16 protein-coding genes are annotated in these 15,648 nt (G+C 50.2%); 8 read left to right on the plus strand and 8 right to left on the minus strand.

Annotated elements, in window-relative coordinates; translation table 11 throughout:
* Positions 1-56 precede the first annotated feature (56 nt).
* The 3 genes from fucP (at position 57) to ACYVFD_RS15545 (ending at position 3,385) form a co-directional block, all read left to right on the plus strand.
* Entirely contained in the window at positions 57-1,319 is a 1,263-nt protein-coding gene (fucP, locus tag ACYVFD_RS15535; protein ID WP_461091104.1) for an L-fucose:H+ symporter permease, read from the plus strand.
* Positions 1,320-1,488: 169 nt separating this feature from the next.
* Entirely contained in the window at positions 1,489-2,373 is an 885-nt protein-coding gene (gene kduI, locus ACYVFD_RS15540; protein WP_461091105.1) for a 5-dehydro-4-deoxy-D-glucuronate isomerase, read from the plus strand.
* A 91-nt stretch (positions 2,374-2,464) separates the two neighbouring features.
* The gene (locus tag ACYVFD_RS15545; RefSeq protein ID WP_461091106.1) at positions 2,465-3,385 is read left to right on the plus strand and encodes an ROK family protein; all 921 of its coding nucleotides are present in this window, start codon (positions 2,465-2,467) and stop codon (positions 3,383-3,385) included.
* Between the two features lie 104 nt (positions 3,386-3,489).
* Here the strand turns inward: ACYVFD_RS15545 and ACYVFD_RS15550 are convergent, their stop codons facing one another.
* The 3 genes from ACYVFD_RS15550 to ACYVFD_RS15560 form a co-directional block, all read right to left on the minus strand.
* Positions 3,490-4,755 (minus strand): RNA polymerase sigma factor, encoded by a 1,266-nt coding sequence (locus ACYVFD_RS15550; RefSeq protein WP_461091107.1) that lies wholly within the window; start codon positions 4,753-4,755, stop codon positions 3,490-3,492.
* A gap of 58 nt (positions 4,756-4,813) precedes the next feature.
* Positions 4,814-5,221 (minus strand): DUF1761 domain-containing protein, encoded by a 408-nt coding sequence (locus ACYVFD_RS15555; RefSeq protein ID WP_461091108.1) that lies wholly within the window; start codon positions 5,219-5,221, stop codon positions 4,814-4,816.
* 126 nt (positions 5,222-5,347) lie between these two features.
* On the minus strand, positions 5,348-5,701 hold the full coding sequence (locus ACYVFD_RS15560) for a YciI family protein (protein ID WP_461091110.1): 354 nt from the start codon (positions 5,699-5,701) through the stop codon (positions 5,348-5,350).
* A 223-nt stretch (positions 5,702-5,924) separates the two neighbouring features.
* Between ACYVFD_RS15560 and ACYVFD_RS15565 the strand changes: the two genes are divergently transcribed.
* Both ACYVFD_RS15565 and ACYVFD_RS15570 read left to right on the plus strand, forming a co-directional pair.
* The gene (locus ACYVFD_RS15565; protein WP_461091111.1) at positions 5,925-6,392 is read left to right on the plus strand and encodes an FKBP-type peptidyl-prolyl cis-trans isomerase; all 468 of its coding nucleotides are present in this window, start codon (positions 5,925-5,927) and stop codon (positions 6,390-6,392) included.
* A 125-nt stretch (positions 6,393-6,517) separates the two neighbouring features.
* Positions 6,518-7,468, plus strand: a complete 951-nt coding sequence (locus ACYVFD_RS15570; RefSeq protein WP_461091112.1) for an L-threonylcarbamoyladenylate synthase — start codon at positions 6,518-6,520, stop codon at positions 7,466-7,468.
* On the opposite strand, the gene ACYVFD_RS15575 is transcribed toward ACYVFD_RS15570, so the two are convergent.
* The 5 genes from ACYVFD_RS15575 to ACYVFD_RS15595 all read right to left on the minus strand — a co-directional run bounded on the left by ACYVFD_RS15575 (position 7,465) and on the right by ACYVFD_RS15595 (position 11,391).
* Positions 7,465-8,538: a phosphotransferase family protein gene (locus tag ACYVFD_RS15575; RefSeq protein WP_461091113.1), complete on the minus strand. Its 1,074-nt coding sequence runs from the start codon at positions 8,536-8,538 to the stop codon at positions 7,465-7,467. The two genes, ACYVFD_RS15570 and ACYVFD_RS15575, sit on opposite strands and share 4 nt — an antisense overlap.
* Before the next feature lie 118 nt (positions 8,539-8,656).
* Complete coding sequence (locus ACYVFD_RS15580; RefSeq protein ID WP_461091114.1) at positions 8,657-8,932, minus strand: response regulator transcription factor; 276 nt, start codon at positions 8,930-8,932, stop codon at positions 8,657-8,659.
* 96 nt (positions 8,933-9,028) lie between these two features.
* Complete coding sequence (locus ACYVFD_RS15585; RefSeq protein ID WP_461091115.1) at positions 9,029-9,157, minus strand: hypothetical protein; 129 nt, start codon at positions 9,155-9,157, stop codon at positions 9,029-9,031.
* A gap of 42 nt (positions 9,158-9,199) precedes the next feature.
* Positions 9,200-10,462 carry an acyl-CoA dehydrogenase family protein gene (locus ACYVFD_RS15590; protein WP_461091116.1) on the minus strand — a complete coding sequence of 421 codons (1,263 nt, stop codon included), beginning with the start codon at positions 10,460-10,462 and terminating at the stop codon, positions 9,200-9,202.
* Between the two features lie 20 nt (positions 10,463-10,482).
* On the minus strand, positions 10,483-11,391 hold the full coding sequence (locus tag ACYVFD_RS15595) for a 1-aminocyclopropane-1-carboxylate deaminase/D-cysteine desulfhydrase (protein WP_461091117.1): 909 nt from the start codon (positions 11,389-11,391) through the stop codon (positions 10,483-10,485).
* A 101-nt stretch (positions 11,392-11,492) separates the two neighbouring features.
* Between ACYVFD_RS15595 and ACYVFD_RS15600 the strand changes: the two genes are divergently transcribed.
* From ACYVFD_RS15600 to ACYVFD_RS15610, 3 genes are all read left to right on the plus strand, one after another.
* Positions 11,493-12,524, plus strand: coding sequence for an RluA family pseudouridine synthase (locus ACYVFD_RS15600; protein WP_461091118.1), 1,032 nt, complete (start codon positions 11,493-11,495; stop codon positions 12,522-12,524).
* A gap of 178 nt (positions 12,525-12,702) precedes the next feature.
* Positions 12,703-13,155, plus strand: a complete 453-nt coding sequence (locus ACYVFD_RS15605) for a GNAT family N-acetyltransferase (RefSeq protein ID WP_461091120.1) — start codon at positions 12,703-12,705, stop codon at positions 13,153-13,155.
* A gap of 146 nt (positions 13,156-13,301) precedes the next feature.
* Entirely contained in the window at positions 13,302-15,611 is a 2,310-nt protein-coding gene (locus ACYVFD_RS15610; protein WP_461091121.1) for a transglycosylase domain-containing protein, read from the plus strand.
* Positions 15,612-15,648 lie beyond the last annotated feature (37 nt).

Below are 15,648 nucleotides of genomic sequence, written 5' to 3' on the forward strand. Positions count from 1 at the left end.
TCTAACCTAAAAATAGGTCTTTACCCAGTGGAAAGACTCAAAAATTACCAACTCTCATGCAGGCAACACCCATCGCGGACAAATCGAAATCGGCCGCTTTTACCGAAAACAAGTATCTTGTTACGCTCGTATTCGTCACCTCTCTGTTCATGCTTTGGGGCATTGCCATCACGATGGGGGATGTCTTGAACCGGCATTTTCAGAATGTACTGCACGTATCGAAGGCGGAATCGGGTCTGGTTCAGTTTTCTATTTTTGGCGCATATGCCGTGATGGGTATACCGGCGGGTCTGTTCATGAAACGCTTTGGGTATAAAAATGGCGTTTTACTGGGACTGGGGCTGTATGCAATCGGCGCTTTTCTGTTTGTTCCGGCAGCCAATGCCGAATCGTTTGGCTTTTTCCGGGGAGCGCTGTTCATACTGGCCTGCGGACTGGCTACGCTGGAAACCGTTGCGCACCCCTTTGTAGCCGGTCTGGGCGACCAGCGCACCAGCGATCAGCGTATCAATTTTGCGCAATCGTTCAATGGGTTGGGGGCTGTAATTGGGCCACTGCTGGGAGGTTATTTCATTTTACGGGGTGGACAGGAACATTCCAACGATCTGGAATCCGTCAAGATGCTGTATGTTATCATTGGCGCTGTTATCCTGAGCATTGCGGTTGCGTTCTCGTTTGTGAAAGTCCCTCCCGTTCAGGACGCCCACTCCCTCGAAGCCGAGGCTGATGCCTATGCCGTCCCGACCGATCCTGCTGATTTAAAAGCCCCTAAAACGCTCTTCCAGCACCCGCATTTTATCTGGGCCGCCATTGCACAGTTGTTTAACGTAGCGGCACAGGGCGGAACCTGGGCGTTTTTCATCAACTATGGCGTCGAAAAAATGGGCTTCCCCGCCGAAAAAGCGTCGTATTACTTCTCGTTCAGCATGGTCATGATGATGATTGGTCGGTTCGTTGGGACCTATCTGATGCGCTTCATTGCCCCGAATAAACTGCTGGCCGGTTTTGCCCTGGGTAGCATTACCATGTGTTTGCTGATTGCACAAAGCTGGGGCTGGACATCGTTTGTAGCGCTCATTATGCTCAATTTCTTCTTCAGCATCATGTTCCCCACCATTTTCAGTCTGGGCCTGAAAGGATTAGGCAAGCATACGCAACAGGCTTCGTCCTATATTGTGATGGGCGTTGTGGGCGGAGCCCTTTTCCCACCCCTCATGGGCCAAATTGCCGATAAAGATATTGCCTCGGCTTATTATTTGCCGATCATCTGCTATGCTGTTATTTTCCTGTTTGGGGCTAAATTTTCTAAAGTCAGATAGTTTGATATCAAACCGAAAATATTCAACCAGTAGGGGAGTATTATAGGCCCTTTAGCAACTATTTCATTATAGTAGCGCCGAAATAGCGGATCGCCAACGAACAACTATTTCTCGCTGGGTTTACCAAATACGCCTAAACGTCCTGCCATCAGCAGGCAACCGAATTTATATGCAAACTGAATTGACCACTGTGGCCAATAACCGCGCCGAACAGGAAGTAGTTTTTGAAAGCCGGTACGCGTCTTCACCGAATGAAGTAAAAGGCATGAATACGGAGCAACTTCGGCAGAGTTTTCTGATCGAAACGATCTTCGTTGCCGATCAATTCCGCTGGGTACTGTCGTTTTTCGACCGCTACCTGACGGGTGGCATTATGCCCGTAGCCGGAACCCTTACCCTGGAAGCCCCCGATCAGCTCAAGGCGACGTACTTTCTGGAACGACGTGAACTGGGAATCATCAATGTAGGCGGCCCAGGGCGTGTGATTGCTGGCGGTGTTCCCTATGATCTGGAATACAAAGAAGCACTCTACATCGGTCAGGGAACTCAGGATGTGCAATTTCTGTCGCACGACGAAGCTAAACCCGCTAAATTTTATCTGAATTCGACACCGGCTCACCGCAACTACCCGACCCGGAAAGTATCGCGGGCCGAAGCCGATGTCGTAACGCTGGGTAGCCTAGAAACGGCCAATCACCGGACAATCAACAAGCTGCTGGTCAACAGTGTGTTACCCACTTGCCAATTGCAAATGGGCATGACGGAACTGAAAGCTGGAAGCATCTGGAACACCATGCCCGCCCACACCCACGACCGACGGATGGAAGTGTATTTCTATTTTGAAGTTCCAGAAGGGCAGAGTGTTTGTCATTTCATGGGCCAACCGCAGGAAACTCGCCATATCTGGATGCAAAATGAGCAGGCCGTTATCTCGCCCAACTGGTCAATTCACTCTGGAGCCGGGACCTCCAATTATACCTTTATCTGGGGTATGGCGGGCGAAAACCTCGACTATGGCGACATGGATTTCAGCCCAATTACCGAACTTCGCTAAACGGTTTCAGGTTTCAGGGTTAACGTTTCTGATTCTTTCGATGTAAACAACGAATTTGAAACTTGAAACATTAACCCTGAAACCTGAACGAATGCAAACTTACTGGGGTGTTGACCTGGGAGGCACCAAGATCGAAGGGGTTGTATTAACGGCTCCATCGCCCAATGCGGTCCTGATCCGCAAACGCATCGACACCGAAGCTCATTACGGCTACGATCACATCATCAATCAGATCGTTAAGCTCATCAATCTGCTCAAAGCCGAAACAGGAATCACTCCTGACAAAATCGGTTTTTGTACGCCCGGCACGCTGGACCCTGGCCTGGGGACCATGAAAAACTCGAACATGACCTGCATCAACGGAATGCCCTTCCGCGATGATCTCATTCGGGCTCTCGGCGTACCGGTTACCACCACCAACGATGCCAATTGCTTTGCGCTTTCCGAAGCCACTATGGGTATTGTACAGGATGTAATTCCCGACTATCGCATGGTATTTGGCGTCATTCTCGGCACCGGTGTTGGCGGGGGCGTTGTGTTTCGGGGGCTGGATGGACAGGCTGTCGTACAGGCCGGTCGTCAGGGAATCGGGGGAGAATGGGGCCATAACATTCTGGAAGAAAACGGCTATGCCTGCTACTGTGGCAAACGCGGCTGCAACGAGCAGGTGATTTCCGGCCCGGCTCTGCAACGGTTCTACCTCGAACAAAGTGGCGAAAACCGCAATCTGAAAGAAATTCTCGATCGCTACCATCAACGCATTGATCCCTATGCCGAAGCTACTGTCGATCGGATGCTGGAGTATTTTGGGCGGGCCATTTCGACCATTGTCAACATGCTCGACCCCGATGCGATTGTCCTGGGCGGGGGCGTTGGCAACGTGGATTTACTTTACACCGAAGGCGTTGAACGCGCCAAAAAATATGTCTTCAACGATGGTCGGCTGAATACACTTTTTCTTAAACCAAAGTTGGGTGATAGCGCGGGGGTTTTCGGCGCAGCGTTGATGTAAGGTAAGAGGAGAAGGGAAAAAGGAGAAAGGAAAAGAGAGAAGGGGCTATATAGCTTACTGCCTTTATTCCCTTTTCCTTTCTCCCTTTTCCTCTCTCCCCTCCCTTATCCCTTTTCTATTTTCCTCCTCAGCAATTCCTTTTCAGCCGTTGAATTCGTAAGCTGAATGGCTCGCTGGTAGTGAATATGGGCCGGTTCGGTTTGACCATTCTGCTCGTACAAATCGCCCAAAATAGCGTGGTAATGATGCATCGAATCCAACCCTGAAATGTTTGCCACTTCGATCAAGGCTTTTTGTGGCCCATCTACGTTTGCCAGTGCAACGGCCCGATGCAAGGCCACAACGGGTGATGGTTTCAAGGCTAGCAACAAATCATAATACAGCAACACCGTTGGCCAGTCGGTCGCTTCGTAGGTGGGTGCAATACAATGCAACATGGCAATGCCCGCTTCAAGGTGGTATTCACTGGGGGCAGCCCCCTCGGCCGAACGATTCAGGTAAAAATGGCCTTGCTGAATGAGTGCCTGATTCCAGCGGCTCCGGTCCTGCTCGCCCAATAAAATGATGGCTCCATTGGCATCCACACGGGCATCAAAACGGGCGGTCTGAAAACACATAAGCGCCAATAATGCATCAACCGTTGGCTGCTTCGTACGTGGGGTTTGGGCCAGTAGCAGGCACAGCCGCATGGCCTCTTCGCATAAATCCTGCCGGATCAGTTGATCAGGATGCGACGAATTATACCCTTCATTGAACAGCAGATAAATACTTTTCAGAACCGTATCCAGCCGAACCAGCAATTGAGAACCGGCCGGAACTTCTAGTTGAATCCCATCCTGACGTATTTTTTCTTTGGCCCGGTAAATACGTTTCGCTATCGTTTCTTCAGTGGTCAGAAATGCTCCGGCAATTTCCCGAACGCTCAGCCCACACAGAATTTTCAGGCACATCGCCATCTGAGACTCTATGCCAATAGCCGGATGGCAGATCGCAAACAGCATCCGCAACTGACTATCGGTGATTTCCTCATCGAAGAAATAGCGATCCTGCATGGTATCAGCGGTTTCCTGTTGGCCCAAATACTCCGCTTCTGCCCGTATTTCCCGAAACCGATTGTCACGACGGACAACATCCAGCGCTTTGTTGCGGGCTACCCGATACAGCCAGGCTCGTGGATTATCGGGAATGCCCTGAAATCGCCAGCTTTGCAACGCCTGTACCATCGTATCCTGCACAATATCCTCCGCCAAATCAATCCGGTCGAAACCAAGCATACAGGTTAGTACCGACGCCATTCGGCCTGCTTCGTGCCGAAACAGGTGCGCCACCAGTTGATTGGATTCGGTTGAGATTACTGTTGTATCGGGCATTTGCTTCACTAAACTGATACTTCTGCTTGTCCGCGATTAAGCTTATGGACCAGCAGGATTACCGCCAGACTCCTACTATAAGTCCCATCACGATAAAACTAATCGTCACATAGCCACCGTGAATCAGCATATATTGGGTCGTTTTACGCTCAAACTGCCCAATCACAAAAATTGACATAGCAACCCAGCCAAATCCAGCCAGAAAACCAGCTATAGCGCCCCAACTGGTCGTTGTTTTGCTGTCGTTCAGGAACATGGCCAGGTTAAATGCCATCACAAAGGAGAACAGGAACGTCAGGCCAAAAATCTTCGGCATATTACTTTGTCGCAGCGCTGCTTCTGTGAAGTTATTTTCAGCCATCCAGGCTTTCCCAAAGAGCAGCGATGAATACCATAAGCCACCTATTAAAAAATTAGCGAGGGTAGCTACCAGAATAGCTCCCCAATTGAGGGTTGATATGTCCATGTGAAAAGTGGGTAAATAGGAGTTGTCTATAGAATGTGGGTAACTTCCCGAAAGCTTAAAACTTTCGGGAAGTTCGGGCCAGTATCGACCCTTTGTAATCAGTAATTCAGTAGCCCCAACTACTGATTACTCAAAGTTGATGATCGGGCGGACTTCCACCGTACCATCCGAATCGAACATAGGGCAACCTTTTGCCAATTCGACGGCCTCGTCCAGGTTGGCGGCCGTTAGCAACATGTACCCTCCGACAATCTCTTTCCCTTCGGTAAACGGCCCATCTGTAATAACTTGTCCGCCTTTAGTCATTGTTTTTCCAGTAGGAGTCAGTGCATCCGTACCGATCAGTTTTCCCTGTGCTGCAATTCCACCGATCCAGGTATTCCATTTCTGAATTTCGGCCTGAATGGCTTCGGGCGACAGCTCCATAAATGCGGTTTCCTGGGAATAGGGCGAGTGGAAGACGAGCATAAATTTGTCCATACGATTTGATTGTTTTGGAGGTTATTGATTTGTTTTCGTCACTAAGACGAACGAGTGTCTATAAATCGGACAGACAAGCTAAATTTTTTTTACGCTGGGCAAGCTAATAAGTTTTAAAGCCCAGGCCCATTTTATTCATCGAAAAAAAGCAACTTTGCCCACTCACTTGTTGTACATACGTGAAGAAGCTGCCAGAGGAGGTAGTACTGAAAAAAAATCAATCATGAACATTACAAAAAACAAGGTAGCCGCTATCCATTATACCCTACGCGACGACCAGGGCAACATTTTGGATTCGAGCCAGGGCCGCGACCCATTGTATTACCTGCACGGGGCTCAGAACCTGATTCCGGGCATGGAAGAAGGATTGGAAGGCCGCACAACAGGCGATCATTTTCAGATTGACGTTGCCCCCGAAAAAGGCTATGGCAAGCGCGATCCAAAGCTGGTTGAGGCAGTCCCTCTTCAAGCGTTTGGCGGTCAGAATGTCGAAGTTGGTATGCAATTCCAAACCAACGATGGACAAGTCATTACGGTTACTAAAGTTGAACCCGATACCATTACGGTCGATGCCAACCATCCATTAGCTGACCAGAATTTACATTTTGATGTCGAAGTGATAGAGGTTCGCGACGCCAGTGCCGACGAATTGGCCCACGGTCATGTACACGGCCCCGGAGGGCATCACTAAAAAGCAGAGGGCATTGGGGTAAGGGCAGAGGGGGACGAGAGGGAAAAAGGGGAAATCAGAAAGTCCTTCTCGTCCCTTTCTTCCCTCTCGTCCCTTTTCTCCCCTTCCTGCTTATCTTTGCCCTTATGTCACAGATAGGAACCGACATACAGGCAGCCAAAAAGTTTTTAGAAGCAGGAAATGTAGTAGGGATTCCGACCGAAACGGTCTATGGATTAGCTGGTAATGCGCTCAATCCTGATGCTGTTTTGACTATTTTTCGGGTTAAAAAACGTCCCTCCTTCGATCCACTTATTATTCATACCGATTCGTTAGACAAATTGAGTCGGTTCGTTACGGAGATACCGGATGTAGCTCAAAAACTCGCTGCTATGTTCTGGCCAGGTCCACTTACGCTGCTTCTACCTAAGCAGGACATTATTCCCGATCTTGTTACGTCAGGCTTAGCGCGTGTGGCCGTACGGATTCCCAATCACCCGCTGCCCCTCGAACTCCTTCGTTCGCTGGATTTCCCTTTGGCTGCACCAAGCGCAAATCCATTCGGCTATATCAGTCCCACAACGGCTCAACACGTAGCCGACCAGCTTGGCGATCAGGTGCCGTACATTCTGGATGGCGGCTCAGCGGGAGTGGGTTTGGAATCGACGATTATTGGCTTTGAGGATAATCAGCCTACGGTGTTTCGGCTGGGAGGATTAGCCCTCGAACAGATCGAGCAGGTGATTGGCTCCGTTTCAGTACGTACCCACTCAACCTCAAATCCTAAAGCGCCGGGTATGCTGAGCAGCCATTATGCCCCTCGCAAACCACTGATCCTACTGGCACCGGGCGAAAGTCCGCAACCGGGCGAGCGGGTAGGCGCATTAGCTTTCCGGGAACCATTTGGCGGAATACCCACTGATAACCAACGCATTCTCTCCCCTACTGGCGACCTAAACGAAGCAGCCAAAAATCTATTCGCTCACCTCCGAGCCCTGGATAATCTTACTGTCGATGTAATTTACGCTGAGCCGTTACCCAATCAGGGATTAGGCTGGGCCATGAACGACCGGTTGCGTCGGGCGAGCGCACATTAAATCGCTTCCTGCTCAATAGCCCCAGCCGCTTTAGTGGCCAGTTCAATAATCATCGGTAGTAAATGCCCGAAACGAGCATCCTGACTATAACCTTGCTTCCAGCGAGCGTAGATCTGCTGCGCTATCACCGCATTTTTGTAAAGCCCAAATACGTAGTAGAATAAGATATCGGTCAAATCACGGCCGCTTTGCTGTTCATAACGAGCTACGACTTCCCGACGCGTAAGGTTTCCCGGAAGCCAGGTCAGATTGAAATTCCGGTAGGCTGTACTATCCCCGGCTTCAGACCAATAGGCGAGTGTTGCCCCCAAATCCATGAGCGGATCACCGACGGTTGCCATCTCCCAATCCAGCACCCCTTTGATTACTGCCGTTGGCTCGCCTGTGGTTTCGTCGGGAGCCAGGATGACGTTGTCGTACTTATAATCGTTATGCAAAAAAGCGGGTGGTTGTTCGCGGGGATAGTGGTGTTGAAGCCAGTCGCCGACCTGGTCCATCGCTGGGATTTTATCGGTCTCCGCCTGTCGATACCGCTTGATCCAGCCCTCTACTTGCCGTTGTACATACCCATCTGGCTTACCCAATTGAATCAGGCCTGTGGCCACAATATCCAGTTGATGAATGGCCACCAGGTTATCGACCAATGCTTCGGAGAGTTGACGCATTCGTTCGGGAGCGAGGCCCAATGATGGCGCCATCGTTGCCCGTAGAATGATACCCTGAACGCGCTTCATGATGTAAAAAGGCGCACCAAGTACATCAGACGATTCGCAGTAAACGATCGGTTCCGGTATTTTGTCGTACTGTCCTTTCAGCAGCGAAAGTACCCGAAACTCCCGGCCCATATCGTGCCCACCTTTGATATTAGCTCCTACGGGTGGCCGACGGAGTACGTATTCGTCATGAGCTGTTTTGAGCCAGTAGGTCAGATTTGAAAAACCACCCGGAAACTGCTGTACATCTACAACCTCACCCATGTCGGGGACCTGCTCATGCAGATACGCATTCAAACGGACCCGATCTAATTCCTCGCCTACCCGAACCGACCGGGGCATATCAGGAGCAATCATTTGTGATGTATAGAGTTGGATGTAGGACGTAAAGCTATTAAAGTCTCTATCATACTTTACACTTATCAATCATCAGTACTCAGTCTCTGCGTTTATAACCTTACAGCACCTGGTCCACTCAAACCAGCCCCTGCTCTTTCGCAAAGTTGAGCAAGCCAATGGGCGTGTCGATGCCCAGTTTGTGGGCTATATTCCGCCGATGGGCATTGACAGTAAACTCGCTGATAAACAGCTGTTCACCAATCTGACGGGTGGAATACCCCTGCACAACGAGCCGAATGGTTTCAACCTTCCGTTTTGTAATCTGGTATTTTACGGTGAAGTCATCGACCAATCGATCCGATGAGTTGATCGTCGGGTTCGTTTCAGGAAACCAGGTATCACCGGCAGCCACTTACCTAATAGCCTGTTTCAGTGTAGCTGAGTTACTGGTTTTAGTAAGTACCCTTCGGCCCCCAGAGTTCTCATTTCTTTAATCAGCTTTGGCTGATCATAGCTGGTAAAGACGACCATTCGTGACCGGCTCCAGTACCTCCACATCGTCCATCTCGTCGAGCACCGACCGGACTCCATCAACCAGTAGGGGATGATTATCCGCTATAATCAGCCGTAGAGGCATACGTTTCCTGCTTTTAACGCGAAGTAACCCCTATATAAGCAGTTATCCCTGTTCAGCCGCCATCAGTTTACGGAACTGTCGCAACTCCTTCGTCTTTTGCTTAATATCTAAGCCGTACTTTTTAAGGATGCTAATGGCTAAATTTTGCTTATGCACTTCGTCGGCACCATCCCAAATACGGGCGCCCCGTTCGTGTCGATACATAGCCGACAGTACCGTATCATCTGTAACTCCCAATGCGCCATGCACTTGGATGGCCCGATCGAGTACGCGCAGGAAGGCGTTGGCCACGTAGAACTTAATGGCCGATACTGCTTCACGTACATTACTGACTCCTACGGTATCGATCATATAGGCCGTATTGAGTACATATAGCCGACAGGCATCGATCTCTGCACGGCTTTCGGCAATAAAATCCTGAATAAACTGCTTTTCGCCTAGCATCACCTCATCCTCGATCTCACGGGTAGCCGCCCGTTTGCACATCAAATCGAGCGCTTTTTCGGCATTACCAACCCAGCGCATGCAATGATGCACGCGTCCCGGCCCTAGCCGTTCCTGTGCCAGTCGGAACCCCATTCCCTCGCCTGCAATCACGTTCGACGCGGGTACCCGGCAATTCGCATAGGTCACTTCGGCATGGCTAAACCACCCCTCGCCCGCTTCGCCAAATACCGGGATATTCCGTTCGATGATAAATCCGGGGGTATCGGTCGGCACAATAATCATACTGGCTCGCTGATGGGGTGCGGCCTCTGGATTGGTCACGGCCATGACCACCGCAAACGCAGCGCCATCGGCCGACGACGTAAACCATTTTCGGCCGTTTATGACATATTCATCACCCTCTCGAACGGCCATCGTTGCCATACGAGTCGGGTTCGAACCGGCAAAATCGGGCTCGGTCATGGAAAAGCAGGAGCGAATTTCACCCGCCATCAATGGCTTCAGATACCGTTCCTTCAATTCGGGCGACGCGAATTTGTGCAGGAGTTCAACATTGCCGATGTCGGGAGCCTGGCAGCCAAACACATAATGCCCGAAGAAAGGCGCATAGGCCAGTACTTCGCTGATCTGCCCAAACTCACAAAGTGTCAAGCCATGCCCTCCTGCTTCTTCAGAAAGCGCCAGACCCCATAAACCGGCTGCTTTGACCTGTTCCCGTTTCTGATCGAGAATCGGAATAATCGCTTTCAGATTATGGTGCGAAAAATTGGCTTCGAGCGGTATTAGTTCGGTTTCGACAAACTCGCGGACCCGCGCCAGCAACGGCCGGACGCGTTCGGTAGTGAAAATGGTTTCCATGCGGGAAATTAGTAGATTTTTCATGGAATCCCCATCATCAACTCCTCACTCCTACCCTGCAATCCACCCGTATGAATCGCCACGACAGTAGCTCCCGCCCTAAAATAGCCGCGCCGAGCCAGGTCGTAGATGCCATACATCATTTTACCGGTATATACCTGATCCAACAAAACACCGGTTCGCTGCTCGAACCCCCGGATGAACTGGATTAAGTCAGGGGTCGTTTTGGCATACCCACCAAAGTGATAATCGTGAATAAGTTCAGGCCAGTCTCCAGATTGGCCCGACTGGTTTTGAAGCGGGTCAATCTGGAGACTGGCCCAGGCAACTCCCTTCAACACAACAAATCCCATTATCTGTGTTCCAAACGGCGCTGATTGAGCTAGTCCCGCAACTGTCCCTCCCGTACCAACCGGGCAACAGACATAATCGGGAGTGCTGCCCAATTGAGCAATGATTTCAGGAATAATTTCGGCAGTTCCCTGAATGGCCAATTCATTGGTACCTCCTTCGGGCAAGATATAACAAGGGCCAAACTTCGCGAACAAACCAGCCTGAAAAGCAGCCTCTTCCTTCTGCCGATAGTCGGTACGACTGACAAAATGAAGTGTCATCCCATAGGTTTCGCAAGCCTGTAAGGTGTTGTTACGGGGTGCATGAGCAAGCTCCTCTCCCCGGACAATTCCAATGGTTCGAAAACCAAATTCCTGTCCCGCAGCCGCCGTAGCGTACAGATGATTGGAATAAGCGCCACCAAATGTCAGCAACGTATCGAAGCCCTGTTCGCGAGCGGCCAGCAGGTTGTATTTCAATTTCCGCCATTTATTGCCCGATATGTGTGGATGCAACAGATCGTCACGCTTGATCAGCAACCGGATATTGACGGGTTCAGGAAATGGGTTATCGAGGAGTTGAAGTGGAGAAAGCATTATAACGTAACGCGGACATCCTGTCCGCTTTGTAATGGACTGAGCGGACAAGATGTCCGCGTTACACCGTAAATTTGCCAAACTTTTGAGAGAACACCATTATGACCGACATAGCTGAAGAATTTTCGGAAGAGGAAGAATTATACGAACACCACCGGATTGTCGTCGATAAAGGGCAGAGTCTGCTACGTATCGACCGTTTTCTGATGGATCGACTACAGAATGCCACCCGAACCAAAATTCAGGCGGCTATCGATGCCGAATCCGTTCGGGTCAATGGCAACCTCACCAAAGCCAGTTATAAAGTTAAACCAGCCGATGTAATTACGATTTCGCTGGCGCACCCACCCCGCGACACTGATATTAAGCCCGAAAATATTCCGCTCAATATTGTCTACGAAGATGAAGACGTACTGGTGCTCAATAAACCCGCCGGTATGGTAGTCCATCCGGCGCATGGCAACTGGGATGGTACACTTGTGAACGGCCTGGTCTATCATTTCCAGAACCTACCCACCTCCCGAAACGGTGAAATCCGGCCTGGGCTCGTACACCGGATCGATAAAGACACCTCGGGCCTGATGGTGATTGCCAAGACTGAATATGCCATGACACACCTGGCCCGGCAATTTTTCGAGCACACTATTGAACGGACTTACAACGCGCTGGTGTGGGGAATACCCAATCCGCCCGACGGCACCATTACGGGCTATATTGGCCGCTCCGTACGCGACCGTAAAGTACAGGCCATTTACGACGATGAAACCAAAGGCAAATGGGCCGTTACTCATTATAAAACGCTGGAGCCACTACGCTATGTAGCCCTGGTGCAGTGCAATCTGGAAACCGGACGAACGCACCAGATCCGGGCGCATCTGAAGCACATCGGCCACCCACTTTTCAACGACGCCATGTATGGGGGTGACCGTATCCTACGAGGCAATCCTGTTGGCAGTTATAAAGCCTTTGTCGACAATGCCTTCAAATTACTGCCCCGCCAGGCTCTTCACGCCAAATCGTTGGGCTTCACCCACCCCCGTACCCGCCAGTGGCTCCAGTTCGATTCGTCCTTACCCGACGATTTTCAGGCGGCTCTGGATAAATGGCGAAAGTTAATGATGAATGATGAGTGATGAATTTCGTGTAGATAGATTAACTTGTACAACGAAAAAAGATAATATTGCGGCTGATACGAGTTTTCTGTTTTCAGTACGCGTCATTCCACTTTATCAGCATTTTAAAGAAACCAACCAACCAATACGTTGCGTAAGCACTAGAAACACATTTATCATTCATCATTCATCACTCCTAATGATTTCAATTCGTCCCGGCACCCTTGAAGATATACCTGAAGCATTTGAATTAGTTATGGAATTGGCTGTTTACGAACGAGCGGCCAATGAGGTAACCAACACCGTTGAACAAATGGCTCTGGATGGCTTTGGGCCTAATCCACTCTTCGGAATGATTATGGCCGAAGATTCCGACACAAAGAAAATTGTGGGAATGGCTTTGTATTTCTATCGATACTCCACCTGGAAAGGGAAACGCCTATACCTGGAAGACATTATTGTGACCGAATCGTTCCGGGGCTACGGAGTCGGTAAATTACTGCTGGATGCTACCATCGATACAGCCCGCGAAACCAATTGCACCGGTATGATGTGGCAGGTACTCGACTGGAATGAACCCGCCATCGGTTTCTATAAACAGTTCGGCACCCGCTTCGATGACGGCTGGACCAATTGCCACCTGGATTTTTAAACCAGTAGTTAGGAGCGAGGAGTTAGGAGTGAGAATGGCTGGCGCATCAGTAAGTTTCGTGCGTCAGCCATTCTCACTCCTAACTCCTCGCTCCTATTACTATCCCATAATTCCCTATCTTTGCAGCTCGCGAATTGTGACCGAGCATGACGTATCGTCAACAAAAGGCCCTCCGAATTGCGGGGTGGGTATTTTTAAGTATTTTTTTATTGGCCTGTGTGGGAGCTGGCATTGCCTACTCCAAACGGGAGAGTCTTTTACAGTCTACACTTGAACGGGCAATCCGTAAAGCCAAACGAGACTACAAACTGGATGTTCACATTGGTTCAGCTAAGTTTACCGGCCTGAGTTCGGTGGCGTTCCAGGACATTTCGGTTGTACCCGAAAACCGTGATAGCCTGGCCCACATCCAGCAGGTAGAAGTAGCCGTTCGATTCTGGCCCTTACTGGCCGGTAAGATTGGCCTCTCGGGTATGTTGCTCGATAATGGTTTCGTTCAGGTGGTTAAACGGGATTCCCTGTCGAACATCGATTTTCTACTCCACAAAAAACGAGACTCAACAGCCGTAGAGGAGACGCCCAGAGAAACAACCCGCCGGACCGATTTATCAGAGGTAGCCGAAAATCTGATCGACAATATCCTCTCCAAAATCCCAGACGACCTGAATGTCAACAATCTGGAATTTCGGGTAATGGACGACAACGACACGCTGAATCTGCTGACGAAAACCGCTGTCATTCAGAATGAAGAAGTTCGTTCAACCATCCTCCTCAACGGACATGAAGCCACCTGGCACGTCGCCGGAACCGCCGATCCGGCTGGCCGGGAATATAACCTGGCCCTCTATGCCGATGGTAAGCCGATCGAAATTCCCTACATCCAGAAAAAGTACAATCTGAAAGTACAGGCAGATACCCTACGGGCTGAACTGCACGATGTGGATCGGTCGGGTAGTGAGTTTCGGCTGGAAGGGGCTGGCTCGGTACGCAATCTACGGATCAACCATCCGGCTATTGCCCGAACGGATGTTCTGGTGCCACGAGCAGCCATGGACGCGCACCTGTTTGTGGGCGAAAATTATGTAGGTGTCGATAGCTCATCGACCCTTCATCTGGGCGAAGTCAGTGCCCATCCTTTCCTCAAATACACTCTGCCAGAGTCGTCGGGGCAATCCAGTGTGAAGCGGGTTCGTCATACGTCGTCGGAGGAAGAGGAAGTTTCCGAACCGGGAAAAATCTACGAATTGGAGCTTCATACTGGCCAGATGGACGCTCAGGCGCTGTTCAACTCCTTTCCACAGGGACTATTCGAGTCGCTCGAAGGTATGCAAGTGAGCGGTAAACTTAAATACGACGCCACTTTCCGACTGGACACCTCCCTACCCGATTCCGTACAATTCAATTCGGGTATGACTGCTGAAGGGTTGAAGATCCTGAAAATGGGGCAAACGGATTTTGCAGAAATCAATCACCCGTTTGTCTACACCCCTTACGAAAAAGGTAAACCCGTTCGCGATATTGTCGTTGGCCCCAGCAATCCAGATTATACCCCAATCAACGAGATTTCACCTGACCTGCGCAATGCGCTGCTGACCTCGGAGGATTACAATTTTTTCACGCACAAAGGGTTTAACGAAAAAGCGTTTCGGGTATCGATTGCCACCAACTTCAAGGAGAAGTCCTTCAAACGAGGAGCCAGTACGATTTCGATGCAGTTGGTCAAAAATGTATTTCTCAATCGGAACAAGACCCTATCCCGTAAAGTCGAAGAAATCCTGATCGTCTGGTTGATCGAAAATCAGCACATCATTCCGAAAGAACGGATGTACGAGGTATACCTGAACATCATCGAATGGGGTCGGAATATCTACGGCATTGGCGAAGCGGCCCGGTATTATTTCGCCAAACGACCATCCGACCTAAATCTAGGGGAAAGCATTTTCCTGGCCTTCGTGGTACCTCGTCCGAAACGGGCGCTCGACTGGTTTGTACCCGACGGCACGCTACAAGCCCGGAACGTACGCGGTTATTTCCGCCTTATTGGCCGGATCATGGCTCGTCGTGGCCTGACCGCTCCTGACTCGGGCGCTTACGGATTCTATGGTGTCCGGCTCCGTGAAGGTCTTCGTCGCGAAGTGGCTCCTGTCGATACGCTTCAGATGGAAGACTTCCTGCCCAATCAGGAAGGGAACGAACTTGATGACGATGAAGAAGAAAGCGGAACGGGTATCGGTAATTTCTTCCGTCGGTTGTTCAGGGGTAAGAAGGCCGACGAGAAAAAAGCGGACGATGAGCCAAAGTCAACGGCCCAGCCTGAACGTACTGAAACAGCGGCAACTGAAGTAGCGACAACCGATACTGTCAAAACACGAAAACAGCTTCGGCAGGAACGACGCGAACAAAAACGTCGGGAAAAAGAAGCGAAACGATTACAGGAAGAAGGCAATATTCCGTAACGCGGACATCCTGTCCGCATTGTTTAAAGATACCAAG

The organism is Spirosoma gilvum, assembly GCF_054776815.1.

Coding starts and splice junctions, on each gene's coding strand:
- fucP (WP_461091104.1), top strand. CDS start 57: ATGCAGGCAACACCCATCGCGGACAAATCGAAATCGGCCGCTTTTACC.
- kduI (WP_461091105.1), top strand. CDS start 1,489: ATGCAAACTGAATTGACCACTGTGGCCAATAACCGCGCCGAACAGGAA.
- ACYVFD_RS15545 (WP_461091106.1), top strand. CDS start 2,465: ATGCAAACTTACTGGGGTGTTGACCTGGGAGGCACCAAGATCGAAGGG.
- ACYVFD_RS15550 (WP_461091107.1), bottom strand. CDS start 4,755: ATGCCCGATACAACAGTAATCTCAACCGAATCCAATCAACTGGTGGCG.
- ACYVFD_RS15555 (WP_461091108.1), bottom strand. CDS start 5,221: ATGGACATATCAACCCTCAATTGGGGAGCTATTCTGGTAGCTACCCTC.
- ACYVFD_RS15560 (WP_461091110.1), bottom strand. CDS start 5,701: ATGGACAAATTTATGCTCGTCTTCCACTCGCCCTATTCCCAGGAAACC.
- ACYVFD_RS15565 (WP_461091111.1), top strand. CDS start 5,925: ATGAACATTACAAAAAACAAGGTAGCCGCTATCCATTATACCCTACGC.
- ACYVFD_RS15570 (WP_461091112.1), top strand. CDS start 6,518: ATGTCACAGATAGGAACCGACATACAGGCAGCCAAAAAGTTTTTAGAA.
- ACYVFD_RS15575 (WP_461091113.1), bottom strand. CDS start 8,538: ATGATTGCTCCTGATATGCCCCGGTCGGTTCGGGTAGGCGAGGAATTA.
- ACYVFD_RS15585 (WP_461091115.1), bottom strand. CDS start 9,157: ATGCCTCTACGGCTGATTATAGCGGATAATCATCCCCTACTGGTTGAT.
- ACYVFD_RS15590 (WP_461091116.1), bottom strand. CDS start 10,462: ATGGAAACCATTTTCACTACCGAACGCGTCCGGCCGTTGCTGGCGCGG.
- ACYVFD_RS15595 (WP_461091117.1), bottom strand. CDS start 11,391: ATGCTTTCTCCACTTCAACTCCTCGATAACCCATTTCCTGAACCCGTC.
- ACYVFD_RS15600 (WP_461091118.1), top strand. CDS start 11,493: ATGACCGACATAGCTGAAGAATTTTCGGAAGAGGAAGAATTATACGAA.
- ACYVFD_RS15605 (WP_461091120.1), top strand. CDS start 12,703: ATGATTTCAATTCGTCCCGGCACCCTTGAAGATATACCTGAAGCATTT.
- ACYVFD_RS15610 (WP_461091121.1), top strand. CDS start 13,302: ATGACGTATCGTCAACAAAAGGCCCTCCGAATTGCGGGGTGGGTATTT.